The 19,813-nt window shown below is 47.4% G+C and carries 22 protein-coding genes; 15 read left to right on the top strand and 7 right to left on the bottom strand.

Going from position 1 to position 19,813, the window contains the following annotated elements:
• The 6 genes from CLFS41_RS00660 (at position 1) to CLFS41_RS00685 (ending at position 4,355) form a co-directional block, all read left to right on the top strand.
• Positions 1-525 (top strand): hypothetical protein, encoded by a 525-nt coding sequence (locus tag CLFS41_RS00660; RefSeq protein ID WP_045091130.1) that lies wholly within the window; start codon positions 1-3, stop codon positions 523-525.
• Positions 522-920 (top strand): hypothetical protein, encoded by a 399-nt coding sequence (locus CLFS41_RS00665; protein ID WP_082082465.1) that lies wholly within the window; start codon positions 522-524, stop codon positions 918-920. The genes CLFS41_RS00660 and CLFS41_RS00665 overlap by 4 nt, the downstream gene beginning before the upstream one ends.
• On the top strand, positions 910-2,532 hold the full coding sequence (locus CLFS41_RS00670) for a DUF6382 domain-containing protein (RefSeq protein ID WP_007871243.1): 1,623 nt from the start codon (positions 910-912) through the stop codon (positions 2,530-2,532). The genes CLFS41_RS00665 and CLFS41_RS00670 overlap by 11 nt, the downstream gene beginning before the upstream one ends.
• Positions 2,533-2,713: 181 nt before the next feature.
• Positions 2,714-3,334: a rhomboid family intramembrane serine protease gene (locus CLFS41_RS00675; RefSeq protein ID WP_007871244.1), complete on the top strand. Its 621-nt coding sequence runs from the start codon at positions 2,714-2,716 to the stop codon at positions 3,332-3,334.
• 42 nt (positions 3,335-3,376) lie between these two features.
• The gene (locus tag CLFS41_RS00680; RefSeq protein ID WP_045091131.1) at positions 3,377-3,793 is read left to right on the top strand and encodes an HIT family protein; all 417 of its coding nucleotides are present in this window, start codon (positions 3,377-3,379) and stop codon (positions 3,791-3,793) included.
• Positions 3,794-3,806: 13 nt separating this feature from the next.
• Positions 3,807-4,355 (top strand): RNA polymerase sigma factor, encoded by a 549-nt coding sequence (locus tag CLFS41_RS00685; protein WP_040417761.1) that lies wholly within the window; start codon positions 3,807-3,809, stop codon positions 4,353-4,355.
• Here the strand turns inward: CLFS41_RS00685 and CLFS41_RS00690 are convergent.
• The gene (locus CLFS41_RS00690; protein WP_007871247.1) at positions 4,352-5,422 is read right to left on the bottom strand and encodes an undecaprenyldiphospho-muramoylpentapeptide beta-N-acetylglucosaminyltransferase; all 1,071 of its coding nucleotides are present in this window, start codon (positions 5,420-5,422) and stop codon (positions 4,352-4,354) included. The two genes, CLFS41_RS00685 and CLFS41_RS00690, sit on opposite strands and share 4 nt — an antisense overlap.
• A 138-nt stretch (positions 5,423-5,560) precedes the next feature.
• Here CLFS41_RS00690 and CLFS41_RS00695 point away from each other — a divergent pair, with 138 nt between their 5' ends.
• Entirely contained in the window at positions 5,561-6,388 is an 828-nt protein-coding gene (locus tag CLFS41_RS00695) for a hypothetical protein (protein ID WP_242856752.1), read from the top strand.
• Between the two features lie 15 nt (positions 6,389-6,403).
• The gene (locus CLFS41_RS00700; RefSeq protein ID WP_045091132.1) at positions 6,404-6,922 is read left to right on the top strand and encodes a DUF6147 family protein; all 519 of its coding nucleotides are present in this window, start codon (positions 6,404-6,406) and stop codon (positions 6,920-6,922) included.
• A gap of 64 nt (positions 6,923-6,986) precedes the next feature.
• Here the strand turns inward: CLFS41_RS00700 and CLFS41_RS00705 are convergent, their stop codons facing one another.
• Positions 6,987-7,229 carry a TIGR03905 family TSCPD domain-containing protein gene (locus CLFS41_RS00705; RefSeq protein WP_007871250.1) on the bottom strand — a complete coding sequence of 81 codons (243 nt, stop codon included), beginning with the start codon at positions 7,227-7,229 and terminating at the stop codon, positions 6,987-6,989.
• Positions 7,230-7,555: 326 nt separating this feature from the next.
• Here CLFS41_RS00705 and CLFS41_RS00710 point away from each other — a divergent pair, with 326 nt between their 5' ends.
• From CLFS41_RS00710 to CLFS41_RS00725, 4 genes are all read left to right on the top strand, one after another.
• The gene (locus CLFS41_RS00710; RefSeq protein ID WP_045091133.1) at positions 7,556-8,248 is read left to right on the top strand and encodes a 5'-methylthioadenosine/adenosylhomocysteine nucleosidase; all 693 of its coding nucleotides are present in this window, start codon (positions 7,556-7,558) and stop codon (positions 8,246-8,248) included.
• Positions 8,249-8,371: 123 nt separating this feature from the next.
• A complete protein-coding gene (locus CLFS41_RS00715; protein ID WP_045091134.1) occupies positions 8,372-9,226 on the top strand; it encodes a hypothetical protein in 855 nt (284 codons plus the stop codon).
• 344 nt (positions 9,227-9,570) lie between these two features.
• Positions 9,571-10,320, top strand: a complete 750-nt coding sequence (locus CLFS41_RS00720) for a hypothetical protein (protein WP_045091135.1) — start codon at positions 9,571-9,573, stop codon at positions 10,318-10,320.
• A gap of 133 nt (positions 10,321-10,453) precedes the next feature.
• Positions 10,454-11,803 (top strand): glucose-6-phosphate isomerase, encoded by a 1,350-nt coding sequence (locus tag CLFS41_RS00725; protein ID WP_045091136.1) that lies wholly within the window; start codon positions 10,454-10,456, stop codon positions 11,801-11,803.
• Between the two features lie 117 nt (positions 11,804-11,920).
• Here the strand turns inward: CLFS41_RS00725 and CLFS41_RS00730 are convergent, their stop codons facing one another.
• From CLFS41_RS00730 to CLFS41_RS00745, 4 genes are all read right to left on the bottom strand, one after another.
• Complete coding sequence (locus CLFS41_RS00730; RefSeq protein ID WP_045091137.1) at positions 11,921-13,294, bottom strand: MATE family efflux transporter; 1,374 nt, start codon at positions 13,292-13,294, stop codon at positions 11,921-11,923.
• Between the two features lie 48 nt (positions 13,295-13,342).
• A complete protein-coding gene (locus CLFS41_RS00735; RefSeq protein WP_045091138.1) occupies positions 13,343-14,188 on the bottom strand; it encodes a MerR family transcriptional regulator in 846 nt (281 codons plus the stop codon).
• Positions 14,189-14,191: 3 nt separating this feature from the next.
• A complete protein-coding gene (locus CLFS41_RS00740; protein ID WP_007871264.1) occupies positions 14,192-14,458 on the bottom strand; it encodes a hypothetical protein in 267 nt (88 codons plus the stop codon).
• A 92-nt stretch (positions 14,459-14,550) separates the two neighbouring features.
• Positions 14,551-15,429, bottom strand: coding sequence for an AraC family transcriptional regulator (locus CLFS41_RS00745; protein WP_045091139.1), 879 nt, complete (start codon positions 15,427-15,429; stop codon positions 14,551-14,553).
• A gap of 191 nt (positions 15,430-15,620) precedes the next feature.
• Between CLFS41_RS00745 and CLFS41_RS00750 the strand changes: the two genes are divergently transcribed.
• The 3 genes from CLFS41_RS00750 to CLFS41_RS00760 all read left to right on the top strand — a co-directional run bounded on the left by CLFS41_RS00750 (position 15,621) and on the right by CLFS41_RS00760 (position 19,322).
• The gene (locus CLFS41_RS00750) at positions 15,621-17,030 is read left to right on the top strand and encodes a glucosidase (protein WP_045091140.1); all 1,410 of its coding nucleotides are present in this window, start codon (positions 15,621-15,623) and stop codon (positions 17,028-17,030) included.
• Between the two features lie 252 nt (positions 17,031-17,282).
• Positions 17,283-18,053, top strand: coding sequence for an SDR family NAD(P)-dependent oxidoreductase (locus tag CLFS41_RS00755; protein WP_045091141.1), 771 nt, complete (start codon positions 17,283-17,285; stop codon positions 18,051-18,053).
• Between the two features lie 171 nt (positions 18,054-18,224).
• Positions 18,225-19,322, top strand: a complete 1,098-nt coding sequence (locus CLFS41_RS00760; RefSeq protein ID WP_045091244.1) for a hypothetical protein — start codon at positions 18,225-18,227, stop codon at positions 19,320-19,322.
• A 144-nt stretch (positions 19,323-19,466) separates the two neighbouring features.
• Here CLFS41_RS00760 and CLFS41_RS00765 read toward each other — a convergent pair whose 3' ends face one another.
• A complete protein-coding gene (locus CLFS41_RS00765) occupies positions 19,467-19,652 on the bottom strand; it encodes a hypothetical protein (protein WP_007871273.1) in 186 nt (61 codons plus the stop codon).
• Between the last annotated feature and the right edge of the window lie 161 nt (positions 19,653-19,813).

A 19,813-nucleotide genomic window follows, 5' to 3' on the forward strand; every position in this document is an offset into this window, starting at 1 on the left:
ATGGATGGAATATCAAATGGGATGAGGGCAGTTGAGATCATGCTCAGAAGCGGCTTCTTTATGGTTTTGGCAGTTACGGCTTTTCAGGACTGCAGAGAGCGCAGGATACGGGTCAGCGTGTTTGTTATATTTGGAACAGCGGGCATTGTACTGAGGGGAGTGGAGATGTTCCTGGAAATTAATGCCCTTTCCGGGGATTGGGAGTCAGTGGATCTATGGGGATTTGCAGCAAGGCGCATCTTGGACGTAGGAGCGGCAATGGCAGTGGGAGGGGGGATGCTTCTCTTGTCAGCAATGACCCGGGGAGCTATTGGGAGAGGTGATGGATTGTTTTTTTCCGTATCAGGGCTATATCTGGGATTTTTCAGAAATTTTATTCTTTTGATGGGAGGATTAACATGCTGCTTTTTGGTATGCGGTATATTGGTCATAAAGGGAGTTTGTGCAGGGCAGAATGTCCGCAGACGCTCCGTTCCCTTTTTGCCGTTTTTGGTTCCTGGCGGAATCGGGGTGATGTTTCTATGAACCGGCCGGGGGAATGGGTTGAGGGAAGTTTTACAGTGGAAGCAGCATGTATTATGGCCATGGTGCTTCTTTCCTTATCCGTTATGATCCGGCAGGCCGGGTATATGCGGGATGAGACCGTGGGTATGATAAGCCTCCATGAAGCGGTAGAAAAGGGGCGGCATGAAAAAGGATTGGATTTGGATGGGGCGGCATCCGCGGCGGAGGGGTATATGGGGAACCCGATGACATTTTCAGAATATAAGATTGGGCTGAGCCAGCGGGGAATACGGGTGTCGGGCAAAGGACAGGGCGGGCGCTGGAGTTATGAAATCCAGGGAAAGAGGTTCAGGCCGGAGATGTTTTTGCGAAAGATCACCTTGATCGAGGGTCTGGGGGAAGAGGATGGAAATTAGCTACAGGCGTGAGATAAAGTACAATTATCTGGTGGTCACTCCCGATATGGGAGCAGAGGCTGGATATGAGGCAAAAATGCTGGCAGGCAATGAAATCCGGGGGCTGATGCATATGCATATCAGGTATCAGGATGGAACCCCCCTCTACTATTATGATATTACTTCCAGGCAGCCCCTGAGCCGTTTGCTGGAAACCCGTTCCATCACCAGAGATGAGATATGCCAGATTGTGATACAGCTGCATGTAACCCTGATGAGGATGGAGGAATATCTGCTGAGTGACGGGGGGATTTTGTTAAATCAGGATCTGATCTACGTGGAACCGGAGCTTTTTGGCATCAGCCTGTGCCTGGTTCCGGGACACAGGGGAGATTTTCCGGAACAGTTAAGCCGTTTTTTACAGTATATCCTCAAATGTGTGAACCACAAAGACCGCGAATGTGTGGTTCTCGCCTACGGCATGTATCAGGAGAGCCTGAAGGACAACTACGGCATAGAGGACATATTAAAATTTATTTCCCTGGACGGAGAAAATAGGGATGGAACATCCTCTCAGGAACTGTCCGGGCAAGGTCAGAGGCAGCCGGAAGGCGGGAACGGATGGGGAAATCAGACAGACTGGGTAAAACAGGAGCGAAAAGGGGAGAAGAACAGCAGGGAGGGGACAGTAGATTTTGGGACAGCAGATTTTGGGACGCCAGACATTGGAATGTCAGATTCTGAATGGTCGGCAGGTTTTGGAAGAGCATCAGGCTTTGGAGGAGCATTGGGTTTTGGAAAGAAGGCAGGGGCAGGATGGGAAGAAAGCCCAGGACAGAAGGAGTGTAATAGAGGATATGAACGGGATAATAGAAAGAAAATTCCAATTGCGAAGCAGGTTATCATTTGGATGTCTGTTGTTGTCCTGATTCCGGCTGCCCTGTGGCTGCTCAGGGGACCAAATGCAGTAAGGGAGCTTCGTTTTATCCTTATCTGTGGGGACGGGGGGCTCCTGTTTGCAATTGCGGCAATGGATTTGGCGTTCTGGCTGGTTGGGGGGAGGAAAAAGGGACGGAACGAACAAATGAGGGAGATACAGCCGGTTCAGGAGGCGGTAAAGCCAAGGAGGCAGAAAGACGAGGCTGATGAAGGGATGTGGAGGATCCTATATGAGGATGAATCAGATCCCTTATCCGGGACAGACCAGAGGACAAGTGGGGAGGATGAAACCATGAATGCCTGCAGTGGAAAGCAGCCCGTGGAATATTCCAATACTTTCCCTGGTCATGACAATGAGGAAACCATGCGCACAACTCTTCTCACAGGCCGCAGGACGGAGGACGAATTGCGGCGCTTGACTTCCATAGAAGGCGAAGAGGATGAAATAGTCATCTCATACTACCCCTTTGTCATAGGCAAAAATAAAAATCTGGCGGATTATGTCCTTCAAAAGGATACGGTCAGCCGTTTTCACCTGAGAATCGATAAGGATGGAGGGACATATACGGTCACGGACCTTAATTCCACCAATGGGACCAGGGTCAGAGGAAAACTTTTAGATGCCAATGAGACTGCCGTGATCGAAGTTGGAGATGAGATCATTATTGCTGATATAGGATATATATTTACCTGAATAATCAATTTTATATACAATTCCAATAATTATGATGGAAAATAATGGTAATATTAGCTGCAGATCATAGAAAAAACGTATGGAGGGGGATTATAAATCTAATTAATATGCAATGTACCCACTTAACAAGACAATGAAAGTATGTTAAGATAAGATATCATTGATGATGTGAGGAAAACCGATGGGTGCATACAGGGAAAGGGATAAGGCATATGTTAATATTGCATTAATTGCAGTTAATGTAATGGTCTTTCTTTTGTTTGAATTAATCGGTGACACGGAAGACACTATGTTCATGATGAAGCACGGAGCTGTTTATGAACCTCTGGTTGTCATGCGTGGAGAGTATTACAGGCTACTTACTTCCATGTTCCTGCATTTTGGGGCCAGCCATCTGATGAACAATATGCTGGTCCTCTTTGTGTTGGGAGAGAGAATGGAGCAGGTCCTTGGTCATGTGAAATATTTCTTTTTTTACATGGCCAGCGGCATTTTCGCAAATATCATTTCCATAGTTGTTCATATGGAAAAAGGATACGCGGCAGTGTCGGCCGGGGCTTCCGGCGCGATTTTCGGGGTGGTAGGCGGCCTGGTCTATGTGGTTGCAGTTAATCATGGACAGCTGGATGGACTTACTAACAGACAGCTGGGCTTTATGATCCTTCTAACCCTGTACCACGGCTTTACGGCCACGGGTATAGATAACTGGGCACACATAGGAGGGCTGATTTCCGGCTTCATCTTAAGTATTCTTTTGTATCGGAGGCCTCGTGCTGCCAGGGGCTTTTATATGGAAGAATAGAAACAAAGCTGTGCGGATCACAGCAGAAGGAGGACTTTCAATATGACAGATGACAATTGTATTTTTTGTAAAATAGCAAACGGGGTAATTCCATCAACTACCCTGTACGAGGATGAGCAGTTTCGGGTGATCCTGGACCTGGGTCCGGCTTCCAAAGGACATGCACTCATTCTGCCGAAACAGCATTTTGCAGATGTATGTACCCTGGATGAAGAGACTGCTTCAAAGATACTTCCGTTGGGTGCTAAGATTGGCGCTGCAATGAAGAAGTCCCTTGGTTGTACCGGATTTAATCTGGTTCAGAACAATGGAGAGTCAGCCGGACAGACTGTATTTCATTTCCATATGCATGTGATTCCCAGGTACGAGAATGGCCCATCGATCGTAAGCTGGACACCCGGCAATGCAACACCGGAAGAACTGGTTCAGACTGCGGAACAAATTAAGAGCGGGCTGTAAAGATTAATAGAGTATGGATAAGAAGATGGATGCTGAAGATAAAAAGAAGTTTGAGGAAATGTATCTGAAATTCCAGTATGTTCTGAGAAAGATAGCCTATCTCAATGAAATTCCTTTTGATTACATTGATGATGTGGTGCACGATACATTTATCTCGTATGCCCGTTATGATTATTCCCTTGATTTGCCGCCGGAAAATCTGAAGATGCTGCTGATCAAGATCCTCAAAAGCCGTTGTATGGATTATCACCGCAGAATGAAGCGGAGAAGCTATGGGGAGTTGGATGAGGAAGCCTACAATACTGAAGACTTTCCATCCCATGACAAGGCCGCAAACCTATCGGATTTTGTGGTAAGTAAAGAGCGATGTCAGGCACTTTTGGTGGAAATTGAAAAGATGCCTGAAAACTGGCGTCAGGTTGCTGCTTTAAAGTTGATTGAAGGGCGGCCGACCAAAGAAGTATGCGAGATCCTGAACATTACGGAAAAGGCATGCTATTCCCGGGTCAGCCGTATTAGGAAATACCTGGAAACCCTACTGCAAGATGAAAACTGGCCTTAAGATGATTTCACACATGATTCAATGAGGGAAGTAACAGTCTCCACTGCATTGTTGAGACTGCTTTGTTCCATGGCTTGTATATAGGTACTGCGTTGTTGATACAAATCGTCAATGGCCTGATACAAGGTATTATCAGAGATAGCCTCCTCTTCCAGAACCTTGCTGAATCCCTGCTTTGCAAAGGAATTGGCATTGAGGATCTGGTCTCCGCGGCTGGCAGAAGCGGAAAGGGGAATTAAAAGATTGGGTTTGCGCAGTGCCAACAGCTCACAGATAGAGTTAGCTCCGGCTCTGGAGATGACAATATCGGCAGCTGCGAACAGATGCTTTAATGGGGCATCTACATATTCATATTGTACATATCCGGCGGTACCGATCAGACTTTCGTCCAGGTTGCCTTTGCCGCAGATATGTATTACCTGATAGTCGGCGAGAAGGCGGGGAAGGATGCTGCGGACAGCCTGATTGACAGTTACAGATCCAAGGCTTCCGCCAATGATCAGGAGAACAGGCTTATCTGCGCCAAGATGTGCATAGGACAGCCCTGACAGCCGGTCCCCCTGCAACAGTTCCTTGCGGATTGGTGAACCTGTAAGGACGGCTTTGTCTTCCGGAAGATATTTTAAAGTCTCAGGAAAGTTACAGCATACTTTGGCAGCGGAGGGAATGCAGATTTTATTTGCCAGTCCGGGAGTCATGTCTGATTCATGGATAATGGTGGGAATCTTATAGTGTTTGGCAGCCAGCACCACAGGGACTGCCACAAATCCACCCTTGGAGAAAACCACGTCCGGTTTATAACGCTTTAACAGACGCAGGGCTTCGCCATAGCCTTTGATCACACGGAATGGATCGGAGAAATTTTTAATGTCAAAGTACCTGCGCAGCTTTCCGGAGGATATGCCATTATAAGGTATGCCTGCATTTTCAATGAGTTTACGCTCCATGCCCTGATAGGAGCCGATATAGCTGATTTCGTAGCCAGCTTCCCTGAGAGAGGGGATCAAAGCCAGATTGGGAGTGACGTGTCCGGCAGTACCGCCGCCGGTTAATACTATTTTTTTCATAAAAACCTCCTGAAGGTTATATTATGATGGGGAAAAACCCTGATCATAAACGTCTACTATTATAGTAAGCATTAAATGCAAAAAGTCAACCCTAAAGGCCAAGGGAACTTTAGGAGATTTGGTAAACAGAGGTGTCACGTGGGAGATTATAACAAAGATTCAGAACAGGACAAGTTCATAGACAACCTGCTTCAGGAAATTTCTGGATATTCAGACCAAGATCTTTTGGATGAATTTGAAGCGGCCTGCAATTTAAATGTTCCCCAGCTCAGCTCAGAGCCGTCCCCGGACGAGTTTGAGAAAATTTGGGCAAGGATCCAGGAGGAACGCGCTGAGGCAGAGAATTCAGATGAAAGGACAGAACCCGCGGATTCAAGGCACAATAAGATTATTAAAGGCAGGTTTGGCTGGAAACGCCTGGCTGCCATTGGGCTGATTGCTTGTTTGATGGCTGGCGGCGGTTGTATGGTGGCAATGGGGACGAAGTCTTATTTTTATCGGGAGCGGAAGGATACGATCGTTGATAATAATTATATTTTTAATAACGATATGAATAAAGTGGCAGTTAATGGAGAAGAAGAGGCATATGCTTTAATAGAGGAGAAACTAAATATAAAACCTATGAAATTAAGCTATATGCCAACCGATATGAGATTTATAGATGTTCAGACTGGTGAAGGGTTTGTGCATATGAAATTTACATGTGAAGATAAGTCTATTTATTTTATTCAATCAAAGTATGATAAGAGTGTCTCATATAATTATAAATCTGATTCAACAATTGAAGAAGAGATAGGTGTATATAATAAGTGGTTAAGAATGGATTTGGATATAAAGAAAGAGATTCATCTTGATAATAGGGTAACATATGAGACTTCGATAATTACAAATGGTGCAAGTTACAGATTAATAGGAATGGTCGAAGAAGAAGAATTTCAAAAAATGGTAGAGGGCTTATCTTTATAAATACGGAGGATAAAAATGAAAAGAATTATTCGTTTATTAATGATTTCGATGTTAGTAACTGTTTTTGCTTCGTCAACTGTTTTTGGAATGCCTTATAATCCAAGCAAATATACTTCAGTAAATGAGGTATCAGCTTTATTGCCATCGAATGTCAAACAAAGTAGGGCAACTGAAAGTACGAAGACACGTGGCGAATTTTTTATGAGTGCGGATTTAGTAGTAAAGAATAATGGTAATGGGACAATTGGAGCACTTGCTATAGCTTTTACTTCGGTACCAGTGGATGAAGCTTATATATCTATCTACTTGGATCAGTGGGATGAAAAAACTGAAAGATGGCGTCAAGTTGATTACTATGAAGCAGAGTTTTATTCCAAGGATTATCCTGAGGGATTAGAGACGCCAACGATTGACATATCGTTTATAAATCAACCTAGAGGATACTACTATCGTTTAAGAGGCGTGTTTGGTGTAGTATATAATGGTGCTTTTGAAGCATTCAGCCCAACCACAGACGGCGTTTTACTAGACTAACACAACAAACCCAACCAAAAAAGGCAGGTCCGCGCGACCTGCCTTTCCCATATCCACAAACTTATTACTGTCCCTTATACTGCTTCAAGGCCCTGGCCAGCTGGTCCGGACAGGATGTGGGCCTTGGGCCGCAGTGAATGCCATCCAGCCGTTGGATGGCTTCATCTACATCCATACCTTCAATCAGCCTGGACAGACCCTGGGTATTGCCTGAACAGCCGCCGAAAAACTGGACATTGGTAAGCTTGTTATCGTTTACTTCAAAGGATATCTCCCGTGAACAGACTCCTTGAGTTTTATATCGCATGTGTATTGCCTCCTGAAAATCAATTATGTATATCAGATTATGCCTTATGAACTGTGGAATGTCAAGTGTGAATAAGCTTGGCCCTTGAAAAACTGTACACTTTCGGTATAATAAAGGGGAGGTGCCCATCAGGGGACAAGTATTGTACTGCATAAGTTTCGGTAATGACCACATCTGCTATCCAACCGGGATCAGATCTGTTAAGGTGGTTTGTGAATTGCTATGCCGTTTCTGTACAGAAACAATTCCGGCAGGGATATCATGCATGTGGATTTATGCATGTGGATTATGAAAACTTACGCACTATAGTACCAGAAGGAGGTTTTATGTTAGGTATCATTGGAGCCATGGATGAGGAAGTGGCTAAGATTAAGGAACAGCTTACAGATGTAGAGGTGGAGACAAGGGCTGCCATGGACTTTTATAAGGGCAGGCTGGGAGGAAAGGACGTGGTCGTGGTCCGGTCCGGTATTGGAAAGGTCAATGCCGCTATGTGTACCCAGATATTGGCGGATATATATAAGGTGGAGGGCGTTGTAAATACCGGAATAGCCGGTTCGCTGAAGGCGGAGATCGATATAGGGGATATTGTGCTTTCCAGCGATGCGCTGCAGCATGATATGGATGCAACCGGATTTGGATATGCAGTGGGACAGATCCCACGTGTGGATACCCTGTCGTTTAAGGCGGATGAGAGACTGATACAGCTTGCCCAGGAATGCTGCGCTAAGGTGAATCCGGATATCCATACCTTTGTGGGGCGCATTGTCACCGGAGACCAGTTTGTCTCAGAAAAAGAGAAAAAGCAGTGGCTGGTGGATACATTTGCAGGGTTTTGTACGGAAATGGAGGGAGCGGCCATTGCCCAGGCATGCTATCTGAATTCCATACCGTTTTTGATTGTAAGGGCTATATCAGATAAGGCGGATGACAGCGCCACTGTAGATTATCCGGTATTTGAAGCCAAGGCAATCACACATTCCGTAAACCTGCTGACGGAAATGATCCGTTCCTTCTAAAATTATGTGGACCTCTGGGATGCAATTCCGGGAGGTCCCTTTTTTGCTTAGAGCATGTTTACTGTCGTGGACCTATGGTACAGTATTGGTGAAAATATTGGAACAAGAGGGGAACCGTTTACTATGGACAAAAAGAAAAGAAAGAATCTGATCATTGCAGGAGTGGCAGGTGTTATTCTGTTAGCTGCCATTGTGGCCGTTTTACTCCTCCATGTATTCCGCCTGATCACAGGTGAAATAAAATCAGATACCAGGTCTGACCAATATCTGGAACAGATGATAGGCGCAGCGTCCGCCGGGGACCGGAATGCCATGGACGCCCTGTGTTTGTCCCAGGGGGTATCAAAGAAGAGTATGGAAAAGGACATGCAGACTCTTTTGGAAGTGTGGGACGGTGAACAGGAATTTACTTATAAGAAAACAGGATATAATAGGAAGACAACAACTTCTAACGGTAAAAGGATAAAGACAATAACAGCTAATTATAAGATCACCACAGCAAGCGGGGAAAAGATGTCGGTCGTCCTCCGGCATGTTGAAGGAGATAACGGGGACAGCGGTCTTACGAATTTTGTTATCAGAACTGAGGAGTCATTAAAGCCAATTGGAACATTGGGAAGCATGGGAAAATGGAATGTAGTCCAGTGGTTTCTGTTTGTTTTTTCCATGGCAGTGTTTGGGGCAGCAGTGGTGTCTGCGGCCGATTGTTATAGGAATAAAATCAGATACCGGTGGGGGTGGATCGCCCTGATCATGCTTGTTTATGTTGCTCCGGGCTTTTCCTTGATGCTGGAGGATAGGAGAAAAGTACTGCGTTTTACATGTTCCGTTGCCTTGATGGGATTGAGTAAATATGTAGTCTACCCTGAGAATGGAGTGATGTTCAGCTTGTGTTTGCCCGCGGGTATGGGAATTTACTGGGTTATGAGAAAGCACCTTTTGGAAGAAAGATCCAATCAGGGGAACATTCACCTGTGAGATGCGGTGCCCGGCCAATCGGCCTAATCCGGCTGCCCAGGAAATTAGCCTAATCCAGCGGCCGGGACATCCGGTCTCCCCCAAAATCCCCCATCCCATCCCCCTTAAGAGAGGCTTAAACCATCAGCTTGTTCAAGAAAAATCTTACCTCTCAGAATCGATTTTTAGGAGAATTTGGCGAACGATTCTAGGGGTTCTCAACTTCCCAAATGAAAATCCGTTGCTATAATAGACCTTACCGGGAAACGCCTGACTGCAGGGGCATTTCCCAAACAACGGCCGCAGCCGTGAATAATATATAGAGTAACTGGAAGGAATCCGGGAAGAAGAAAGGGGATTTTACTATGATTAGCTTTTTACAAACAGGAAAGGCACTATACGTGCTGGCAGCAATCTGTCTGGCGGGGGTATTCAGCCGTCTGATAGCGGGGAGCTTTTACAAACGACTTATTAAAGAAAGTACCAATATGGCATTGACTAAGAACAAGTGTCTGCGTGGTTTGAAACAGAATGCAGAGGATACATATAGAATTAATCAGGGAATGAGCAATACACGTGTTTATCTGGAGCGCCAGATGTATGGCCTTCGCATGGCGGGAATGTCCGTCAGAGGGCTGGACAACCTGTCGGGGCAGCTTACACTTCTCTGCTTCCTGGCTGGCGGAACAGCAGCATTTCTCTCTTATTGGTATAGAAGTGATAATTATTATATAGTACTCTACGGCACCATCGGTATCCTGGCAGGAATGTTCACCATGCTGGTGGACTATGGGGTGAATCTGGAGGCCAAACGCCAGCAGCTTCTTACCTGTATGCAGGATTATATGGAAAATGTGATGTGGCCGAGAATGAACCGTGAAGGCGGCGCAGAGCATGTGCCCGCTGTTACAGCAGAGGAGGAGCGCAGGGATCCGGCGCCTGTACGCTCCATTACAAGAGACCGCCGTTCAAATAATAATAACAGGCGCGGGCTGGACCAGACCGCGGCAAGCAGGGAGAGACAGGAGGACAAGTCCAAGGACAACTGGCTGCAGGATTTGAATCCGGAACAAAAACGGATGTTGGGAGAATTGCTAAAGGAGTTCATTTCCTGAAATTAGGTCAGGGGGGTCAGAAAAAAATAGTAATATAAGTCAAAATATGTTATAATTTAAACGATAAGCGGCTTTACCGCAATAGATAGAGGCATGGTTTATCCATGGACATAAGAAAAGGAGAGCGCAAACTATGGGAAAGGAAATAACATTTGATTATTCCAAGGCAGCAGGATTTATTTCTGCAGAGGAGATGGCCAACTTTAAGACCACAGTAATGAGTGCAAAGGAGACCTTGCTCAATAAATCTGGAGCAGGCAACGATTTTCTGGGATGGATTGATTTGCCGGTGGATTATGACAAGGATGAGTTTGCGAAGATTAAGAAAGCGGCAGATAAGATTCAGAATGATTCTGATGTACTGCTGGTAGTGGGTATCGGCGGATCTTATCTGGGTGCCAGGGCAGCCATTGAATTTCTGTCACACAGCTTCTATAATGTGTTACCCAAGAGCGTTCGCAAGACACCTGAGATTTATTTTGTAGGCAACAGCATCAGCAGCAAATATATTCATGATTTAAAGCAGGTATTGGAAGGCAAGGATTTCTCCATCAATATCATTTCCAAGTCAGGCACTACCACGGAACCTGCGATCGCATTCCGCGTATTTAAGGAAATGCTCATTGAAAAATATGGAAAGGAAGAGGCTAACAAGCGCATCTACGCAACCACAGACAAGGCTAAAGGCGCCCTTAAGAATCTGGCGGATGTGGAAGGTTATGAGACATTTGTTGTTCCGGATGATGTAGGCGGGCGATTCAGCGTATTGACGGCAGTAGGCCTTTTACCCATCGCAGTGAGTGGAGCGGATATTGATCAATTGATGGAAGGTGCGGCTTCCGGACGGAAGAAAGCACTTGAAACCCCATATGAGTCCAACCCGGCCCTGCTTTACGCAGCAGTGCGCAACATCCTGCTCCGCAAGGGCAAATCCGTTGAGATTGTAGCCAATTATGAGCCAAGCCTTCACTACGTGTCCGAGTGGTGGAAGCAGCTCTATGGCGAGAGCGAGGGCAAGGACCAGAGAGGCATTCTCCCGGCGGCAGTGGATCTTACCACAGATCTTCACTCCATGGGACAGTTCATCCAGGACGGAGCACGTATCATGTTTGAGACAGTGATCAATGTGGAAGAATCTCCGGTTGAGATTCTCCTGAATAAAGAGGACGTGGATACCGATGGCATGAACTATCTGGCAGGGAAGAGTGTTGACTTCGTGAATAAGAGTGCCATGAACGGCACCATTCTGGCCCATACAGACGGCAATGTACCTAACCTGATGGTTAAGGTACCGGAGCAGAACGAGTTCTATCTGGGAGAACTGTTCTACTTCTTTGAATTCGCCTGCGGTGTGAGCGGTTATATTCTGGGTATTAACCCCTTTAACCAGCCGGGCGTTGAGAGCTATAAGAAAAATATGTTCGCACTTCTGGGTAAACCAGGTTTCGAGGCGCAAAGGGAAGAACTGCTTAAAAGGCTGTGATGGACCGTGTGTTTTAAGTAAATCATTTTAAGATAAAAGGCCGTCCTGTTGATGAGGTAAGTCAGCAGGGCGGCTTTTCGAGTCTTTTTTCGAGTCTTTTTCGGGGAAGGACTGCCGCTAGACCGCATTATCCCCCAACCGTAATCCGGTTACAGCAGCCCGGTCCGTCCGAATCTGCCGCAGAACAAATCCCATGGTATAGACTGCCATAAATCCTGAGACAGCGGGGGCAATGGAGCCGATCACAAACAGGTTGTCGGGGCAATATGTATAGGCCAGCCATATGAGAGGGATTCTCAGGGCCAGCGCCCCAAAGCAGCAGCTGATCATGGTGAACACTGTTTTGGACCGCCCGTTCATGAACCCATTGAGACAGAATACAAAGGATACTGCAAGGTAGTCAAAGCTGCAGGAGTGGAAAAATGGGATGCCTGCAGAGATGATATCAGGATTGGTGTTGAACAATCCGATCATGGTCTGGGGGGAAAGCTGTGCCCACAAAAAGAATAGGGAGGAGGCCAGCACAGAGAAACCAATGCCTGCGGCCAGGGACTGTCTGGCCCGTTCCGGTTTCCCGGCCCCGTAGTTCTGTGCCGTGATGGCGGCCAGGGCGCTTGCAATGGAAGTGGCGGGCAGCATGGCAAATACGTCATATTTGCTGGCAATGCCCACGGCTGCCGCTGCATTCACCCCAAGACGGTTGGTGACCGAGGTCAGGTAGAGAAAGGAGAGGCGGACCATACATTCCTGGGAGGAGATGGGAATCCCCACCATGGCCAGCTCTTTTGCCAGCGACCGGTCAATACGCAGGTTTTTAAAGCTGAATGTAAAGATGAACCTGCTCCTGTTCAGATAGATAATGGAGCAGATCATACTGATGGACTGGGACAAGACAGTGGCCAGGGCGGTTCCCGCCACACCCAGCCCCAGGTATTTTACAAACATGATATCCCCGATGATGTTCAGCACACAGGACAGGGCAACAAAGTACATGGGTCTGCGGGAATCACCGTATCCTCTGAGGACAGCGCTGATCGCATTGTAGCCGCAGATGAAGAAGATGCCGTAAAAGCAGATGGTCACATAGTCATTGGCTTCCTTCAGGGAGGCGGCCGGAGTTTTAAGGGCGGCCAGGATCGGACCCTTAAATATCAGCATCACAATGGTCAGAAGAATGGCTATGACGGCAAATACGGATAATGTGGTTCCAATGGTTCTGCGGGTCCGGTCCTCGTCCTTCATGCCTGTATATTTCCCTACCATGATCGTGCTGCCCAGGGTAAGGCCGGACACCATGCTGGTGATGATCTGTGTTACCTGGGTTCCGGTGGATACGGCAGCCACACTCTCCGGCGCGCAGTACCAGCCAATGACCATCAGATCCACGGCGCCGTAAAGGGCCTGTATGATGTTGGCTATGAGAAAGGGAACTGAGAATTTCAGCAGCACACGAAATACATTTCCTTCTGTCAGCAGGTTGTCATTTTTCATTATCATCCACTCCTTGTATCATTGCTATAAATAAGATAAACCCTCCAGTTACTGGAGGGTCAATGGATTTTTTAAATAGTTCTGCTCAATGGGGATCTGGATCTCAGTGACATATTGGGAGGCGTCATTGGTAAAACCGGCATCGATCAGCGTGATCTCCACAGAATCACCGCAGCACCGGTATCCGTTTTCAGCCATGTGATCCAAAAGCTTCATATAATAAGGAGCAGCTTCCGTATGGGTGCCTGTAAAGCGGATGGTCAGGTAATCCCCTGCCATCAGGTAATGCTCCTCACCATGGTAATGGTCCTCCTGCTCTAAAAGCACAAAGATACCGGAAAATGATTCAAAATGCCGCCTGACCAGTTCATGGGCCGATATGGAGACCCCCACCTTTCCCAGGAACATTACGGGTTCCAGCGTATTGGTCCGTTCCAGCTCCCGAAGGGAGTACTCCAGATCATCGCCCAGGGGAATATTTTTGCGTAAATATGCAACCTGTCGCTGCCCAAAGTGCAGCAGCCGGATCATACCGGGCGGTGTATGGAGGGCATCTTCCAATGACTGGAGACGGTATTCCAGTTTCCGCTCCACCTGCATCAGTTGGCTGATACGCAACATAGTTTCCCTGTGCTGCTCTTCCAGGAGTGTCTGCATGACAGACACATCCCTGCTCTCAAAAAACAGAGCGATCTTTTTCAGGGACATGCCAAGGGCGCGCAGGTATTTGATGGTGTTCAGCCGTTCAAACTGGCGGGTAGTATAATAGCGGTATCCGGTCTGGGGGTCCGTGGTCTCCGGGTGCAGGATACCAATGTCATCATAATAGCGGAGCGTACGTATGTTGATTGAAAACAGTTCTGCAACTTCCCCGATGGTAAACAGATCCTTCACGTCTTATTCCTCGATCACCTGTATTTCAAGAAAATCAAAGTCAATGGTTTCGATAAAATTGTCCTGTGTAAAACGTGTTTTATCATGGAGCTGGAAATCCTTTACAGTGGAATCCAGCCACATGGGTTTTTCCAGATTAAATTCATAACAGATGGAGTCCAGGGAGTTAAATACCATCTGTGTCCTGGACAGGGAGTAGTCGGATATACATATGACCGTGTCCTGAAGCAGATGGTTGTCCTTCATTAGTTTTCCCCACATTCTGAACATAAGGCTTCTCCTTTACGGTTGATTCCCCGCCCCATAAGGGGCGGCGTTTGTGATTTAGTATATCATTTTATACCGGGTTTTAAAAGGATTTTTTAAAAAGCATGGTCCACATGCTGGGCGCTGTATGCTTTTCTGTATTTCATGGGCGAGGTCTGGGTATACCTGTGAAATACCCGCTCAAAGTAGGTGATGGAGTCATAACCCAGGAGACAGGACACTTCCGTGATGCTCATGGAGGTGGCGGACAAAAGCTCCCGTGCGCGGCGTACACGGGCCATGTTGATATATTCATTGACCGTAAAGCCGGTGGCCTCCTTGAAGATACGGCTCAAATAGCATTTATTTACATAAAACTGAGCGGCCACGGTTTCCAGGGACAGGTCCTTACTGTAGTTTTCCGTGATATAGGAGGCTGCATCATCCACAAGCCGGTGCTTGGGCTGGGTGGATACAGGAAGCCTGGATGATATGTGGGAAGGGCTGGAAAAATGCCGCTGGGCATGGATCAGAAGCCGGGATAGCGCCGACATGGCCATGTGCTGAAAGCCGGGCTTTTGTCCGTGCAGTTCGGAGGCCAGGGTATCCATAAGGGATTCCGCCAGAGGACGTCCTTCCTGGTCTAATTCCAGGATGCCTGTATGGGCGCTGAAAAAGCCGGACAGGGACATTTCCCCGGTAAGGGACAGAAAATCCCCAAAGGGGTGCTGGCTCAGGGAGATGAGGATCCGTTCATGGCTGCCGGTCCCGCACTGGCTGGTCTGATGGATCCGGTTCCTGTCAATGAACACCAGACTTCCGCCTGTCACGTGATAGGTGGTCCTGTCAATGAAGTAGTAGCGCTCTCCTTCCACCAGATAATAGATCTCATAATCATCATGAAGATGCTTGCTGGGCATGGTAAAGCCAGGTTCCCGTAAAATGCGGTCAATGGCAATTCCGGGAATCCTCTCCCGGTAGATCATCTGTTCCATGGACACCTCCGGCTCCGTTCCTATAGAATTACCAGTTATTAAAAAATAATGGATAAACCAATAAGTAAATTTTGTTTGATAAAGCTTGTGATAAATCAATATATCATAAGACAATTATACTAAATTTATCTATAATGTCCAGTATAACATAACACCAGGAACATAACACCAGTGAAAGGACGGTATGTAACATGAGATATGAGGATAAAAGGGTAAATGACATCCGGATCGCATACATAGGAGGCGGCTCCAGGGGATGGGCCAGGACATTTATGACGGATCTGGCCATGGAATCTTCCATAAGCGGCACCATCAGGCTGTATGACATAGATGCGGAGGCTTCCAGGGCCAATGAAATCATTGGTAACCGGCTGTCCCAGCGCCCTGAGGCAGCGGGGAAGTGGACATATGAGACTTGCATGAGCCTGGAGGAGGCGCTGACAGGAGCGGATTTTGTAGTCATTTCCATTCTTCCGGGCACTTTTGATGAGATGGCGGTGGATGTCCATATGCCGGAGCGTCTGGGGATCTATCAGTCCGTGGGGGATACCGCGGGCCCGGGAGGTATGATCAGGGCACTGCGCACCATTCCCATGTATGTGGAGTTTGCCAAAGCTATCAGGGATTATGCGCCCCGGGCCTGGGTCATCAATTACACCAACCCCATGTCATTGTGTGTAAAAACATTGTACCATGTATTTCCACAGATCAAGGCGTTCGGCTGCTGCCATGAGGTGTTCGGCACACAGAAAGTCCTGAAGGGATTACTAGAAGATACCATGGGGCTTAAGGGTATTAACAGGAAGGATATCCGTGTAAATGTCCTGGGTATCAACCATTTCACCTGGTTTGACTATGCTTCCTATGAGGGGATCGACCTGTTCCCCATGTACAGGAAGTATGTGGATGAGCATTTTGAAGAAGGGTATGCGGAGCGCGATACCAACTGGGCAAATGCATGCTTTGCCTGCGCCCACAGGGTAAAATTCGACCTGTTCAGGCGGTACGGGCTGATTGCGGCGGCGGGTGACCGCCACCTGGCTGAGTTCATGCCGGGGGATGAGTATCTGAAGGATCCTGAGACCGTGGCGCGCTGGAAGTTCGGCCTGACCTCAGTGGATTGGCGGAAAGAAGACTTGGAAAACCGCATGGAGAAGAGCAGAAAACTTCTGTGCGGAGAGACGGAGATAGACTTAAAGCCCACAGGGGAGGAGGGAATCCTTTTGATCAAGGCGCTGTGCGGCCTGGAGCGGGTGGTGAGCAATGTGAACATACCCAATACAGGACTTCAGATCCCCAACCTTCCGGCCGGCGCGGTGGTGGAAACCAATGCCGTATTTGAGCGGGACGCTATCCGGCCGGTGCTGGCAGGCAGTGTGCCGGAGCCGGTAAAGGCCCTGATCATGCCCGCGGTGGAAAATCATGAAACCATACTGGAGGCTGCCCTGACCTGCAATGAGGAGCTGGTGGTGCAGGCATTTATGAATGATCCCCAGATAAGGGGCAGGAACTGCAGGGAGGAGGATATCAGGAAATTGGTCCGGGACATGGTGGAAGGAACCATAAAATACCTGCCAAAGGCCTGGGCAGTCCGCAAGTAAAGATTGGAATCAAAAAAATATTGTTAAATAATAATACAATCAAAAAAAAATTTTAGTTAATAAACGGAAAAATAAGGAAAGGTCTTCCACGCTATACCATATAAACTCTGAATATATAAGAAAAACTACGCTGATAAATAATTAATTAACGAAAAAATCCTTATTGACAAATAAATATACGCGTCTATAATGGTAATCACGATGAGTTTTCTGAAAATTATTAATGAGATTGTGATGAGGGAGGATACGTGTATGCAGCATTTAAGAAGAATGGAAGACCGTGTTGTATTGCTCACAGGAGGCGGAGGCGGAATTGCCAGAGGCGTGGCCAGGGCATTTGCTGATGAGGGCGCCAGCATGATACTTACCGACATTTTCCCAGGAGGCATGGAGAAGACAAAGGAAGAGCTGGAGCGTGATTTTGGCACAGATGTGGTGATCTGCGTTGCGGACGGGGCCAGGGAGGATCAGGTAAAGGCTGCCATTGAAAAAGGCGTGGAACATTTCGGCAAGCTGAATGTGCTGATCAACAGCGCCCAGACTTCAGCTTCCGGGTTGACATTGGTGGAGCACACCCAGGAGGACTTTGACAAGGCCATTTATTCCGGACTGTATGCAACCTTTTTTTACATGAAGCATGCATTTCCTTATTTGAAGGAGACCAAGGGATCTGTGATCAATTTTGCATCCGGAGCAGGCATTTCCGGTAAGCCGGGGCAGAGTTCCTATGCGGCGGCAAAGGAGGGGATCCGCGGAATGTCCCGTGTGGCTGCCAATGAATGGGGGCCTTACGATATCAATGTAAATGTGGTCCTGCCTCTTGTGATGACGGATAAGCTGGCCCAGTGGGGACAGGAAAATCCGGAGATGTTTAAGAAAAACCTGGATGCCATCCCGCTGGGCCGGTACGGGGACGCACAAAAGGATATAGGAAAGGTCTGTGTATTCCTTGCAAGCTATGATGCCAAGTACATAACAGGGGATACACTCTTCATACAGGGCGGCGTAGGCATGAAGCCATAAAGGTCAGTCCCACCTGACCACATATCGCAGCAGTTCAGACATATTTCTGTCATATTTGAATTTTTTGTAACATCACTTGCTCCAAGGGGCTATTTGTAGTAAGCTATACATAGTATGGCTTTGCACAAAATTGTAAGATGTTACAAAAGTTCCCATAAGGAGGAAATGCAGGTGGGACCCGCAATTACAGATTATGTAAGGTTTCTGGCAGATGCCAGGGATGCAGTGTACCGTCTGAACTGTGACCAAAATACGGCAGCTCAGCTGGCAGATGAAGAGGAACATCAGGAACAGGAGCTGGAGACAGCGAACCGGGCAGTGGCGGACGCTGTGAACCAGACTGTTAAGAAGCGGCTGGATGAGATTAATTCCAGCTATGATAAAGAGATTGCAAAGGGCCAGGAACGGCTTAAAAAGGCCCGGGCAAAACGGGAGAAGGCTAAGAATAAGGGGATGAAGGAGCGGATCGATGAGGAGACCAGCGAACTGCGGGAGCATAACCGTGAACTGAAGCTGCAGATGAAGACTTTGTTCCAGAAGGAGCGGGTACCTGGGTTCTGCAACAGCACCTATTATTATGCCCTGTACGATCCCAGGGGCGTGAAGGAGTTCATGTTATTCTTTATGACCATTTTGGTCTGCTTCCTGGCTGTCCCCTGCGGGATCTATTTTCTGTTGCTGCAGCAGCGGCAGATGTGGTATCTGGCAGCGGTGTACTTTCTGGATGTGCTGCTGTTCGGCGGGTTATACGTACTGGTTGGCAATAAGACCCGCCTGCGTTATCAGGACGCTTTAAAACGCGGCCGGGCCATACGCAACACCCTGCGCGCCAACCGGAAGAAGATCAGGGTGATCACCCATACCATCCAGAAGGACGGCAATGAAGACATATATGACCTTGAGAAATATGATGATGAGATAGCGTGCGTGGAACAGGAACTGTCCGAGATCACCACCAGGAAAAAGGATGCCCTGAACACCTTTGAGAGCGTCACAAAGAACATTATCTCAGACGAGATCGTGGCCAGCCACAAGTCCCATCTGGATGACTTAAAGCAGGCTTTGGAGGATACATCCCTGGCTCTCAGGAATCTGGAAAACAGCATTAAGGAACAGAATATCCGGATCACGGACACCTTTGGCCCCTATCTGGGGAAGGAGTTTTTGGAGCCGGACAGGCTATCCGAACTGTCCAGGATAATCCAAAGCGGAACCGCCTCCAATATCACTGAGGCGATCACTGCCTATAATGAAGCAAAGCAGGCGTAACAGACGCCTGGAACTGTATAAGATCCAATATAAAGAAGAACAATAAATTCCCCCTGCAGCAGATGGTCCCGTATCATGGGACGGCCTGCTGCAGGGGGAATGTTTTTGTGTATTCCGAAGTCTGTCCTGTCTATATTCTGTCGCTTATTCCCGGTCGCTGTCCTTCCTGGATGTTTCCTGCTCCTTCCTTAGCTGTTCGATGCCGCGGCGTATCAAATCCAAGGTGGCGGCGGAACGGCTGGGAAAGCGGTTTTCAAAGCGGAAATCATCAATCTGTCTGAGTAGATCATCATCAACAATTATCGTATAACGCGGTTTCTCTGTAGGCATAATCAAGTACCTCCTTAGTTCATATAATACCCAGGTTCATAGGTTCTGTCAAGCAAAAAAGGTTACTAAAAGAGGCAAAAAAGTGTGCCTTAAAAGCCTTGACAGGTTCAGAACCTATGAACTATAATTGAGACAGGTTCATAGGTTCTGAACTATTGAAA

The organism is Clostridium sp. FS41, assembly GCF_000954015.1.
GTDB classification, from domain to species: domain Bacteria; phylum Bacillota; class Clostridia; order Lachnospirales; family Lachnospiraceae; genus Enterocloster; species Enterocloster citroniae.

What these genes read in the sequence shown, in the direction of transcription:
- CLFS41_RS00660 (WP_045091130.1), top strand. Translation starts at nt 1, where the DNA reads ATGGATGGAATATCAAATGGGATGAGGGCAGTTGAGATCATGCTCAGA.
- CLFS41_RS00665 (WP_082082465.1), top strand. Translation starts at nt 522, where the DNA reads ATGAACCGGCCGGGGGAATGGGTTGAGGGAAGTTTTACAGTGGAAGCA.
- CLFS41_RS00670 (WP_007871243.1), top strand. Translation starts at nt 910, where the DNA reads ATGGAAATTAGCTACAGGCGTGAGATAAAGTACAATTATCTGGTGGTC.
- CLFS41_RS00675 (WP_007871244.1), top strand. Translation starts at nt 2,714, where the DNA reads ATGGGTGCATACAGGGAAAGGGATAAGGCATATGTTAATATTGCATTA.
- CLFS41_RS00680 (WP_045091131.1), top strand. Translation starts at nt 3,377, where the DNA reads ATGACAGATGACAATTGTATTTTTTGTAAAATAGCAAACGGGGTAATT.
- CLFS41_RS00685 (WP_040417761.1), top strand. Translation starts at nt 3,807, where the DNA reads ATGGATAAGAAGATGGATGCTGAAGATAAAAAGAAGTTTGAGGAAATG.
- CLFS41_RS00690 (WP_007871247.1), bottom strand. Translation starts at nt 5,422, where the DNA reads ATGAAAAAAATAGTATTAACCGGCGGCGGTACTGCCGGACACGTCACT.
- CLFS41_RS00700 (WP_045091132.1), top strand. Translation starts at nt 6,404, where the DNA reads ATGAAAAGAATTATTCGTTTATTAATGATTTCGATGTTAGTAACTGTT.
- CLFS41_RS00705 (WP_007871250.1), bottom strand. Translation starts at nt 7,229, where the DNA reads ATGCGATATAAAACTCAAGGAGTCTGTTCACGGGAGATATCCTTTGAA.
- CLFS41_RS00710 (WP_045091133.1), top strand. Translation starts at nt 7,556, where the DNA reads ATGTTAGGTATCATTGGAGCCATGGATGAGGAAGTGGCTAAGATTAAG.
- CLFS41_RS00715 (WP_045091134.1), top strand. Translation starts at nt 8,372, where the DNA reads ATGGACAAAAAGAAAAGAAAGAATCTGATCATTGCAGGAGTGGCAGGT.
- CLFS41_RS00720 (WP_045091135.1), top strand. Translation starts at nt 9,571, where the DNA reads ATGATTAGCTTTTTACAAACAGGAAAGGCACTATACGTGCTGGCAGCA.
- CLFS41_RS00725 (WP_045091136.1), top strand. Translation starts at nt 10,454, where the DNA reads ATGGGAAAGGAAATAACATTTGATTATTCCAAGGCAGCAGGATTTATT.
- CLFS41_RS00730 (WP_045091137.1), bottom strand. Translation starts at nt 13,294, where the DNA reads ATGAAAAATGACAACCTGCTGACAGAAGGAAATGTATTTCGTGTGCTG.
- CLFS41_RS00740 (WP_007871264.1), bottom strand. Translation starts at nt 14,458, where the DNA reads ATGTTCAGAATGTGGGGAAAACTAATGAAGGACAACCATCTGCTTCAG.
- CLFS41_RS00745 (WP_045091139.1), bottom strand. Translation starts at nt 15,429, where the DNA reads ATGGAACAGATGATCTACCGGGAGAGGATTCCCGGAATTGCCATTGAC.
- CLFS41_RS00750 (WP_045091140.1), top strand. Translation starts at nt 15,621, where the DNA reads ATGAGATATGAGGATAAAAGGGTAAATGACATCCGGATCGCATACATA.
- CLFS41_RS00755 (WP_045091141.1), top strand. Translation starts at nt 17,283, where the DNA reads ATGCAGCATTTAAGAAGAATGGAAGACCGTGTTGTATTGCTCACAGGA.
- CLFS41_RS00765 (WP_007871273.1), bottom strand. Translation starts at nt 19,652, where the DNA reads ATGCCTACAGAGAAACCGCGTTATACGATAATTGTTGATGATGATCTA.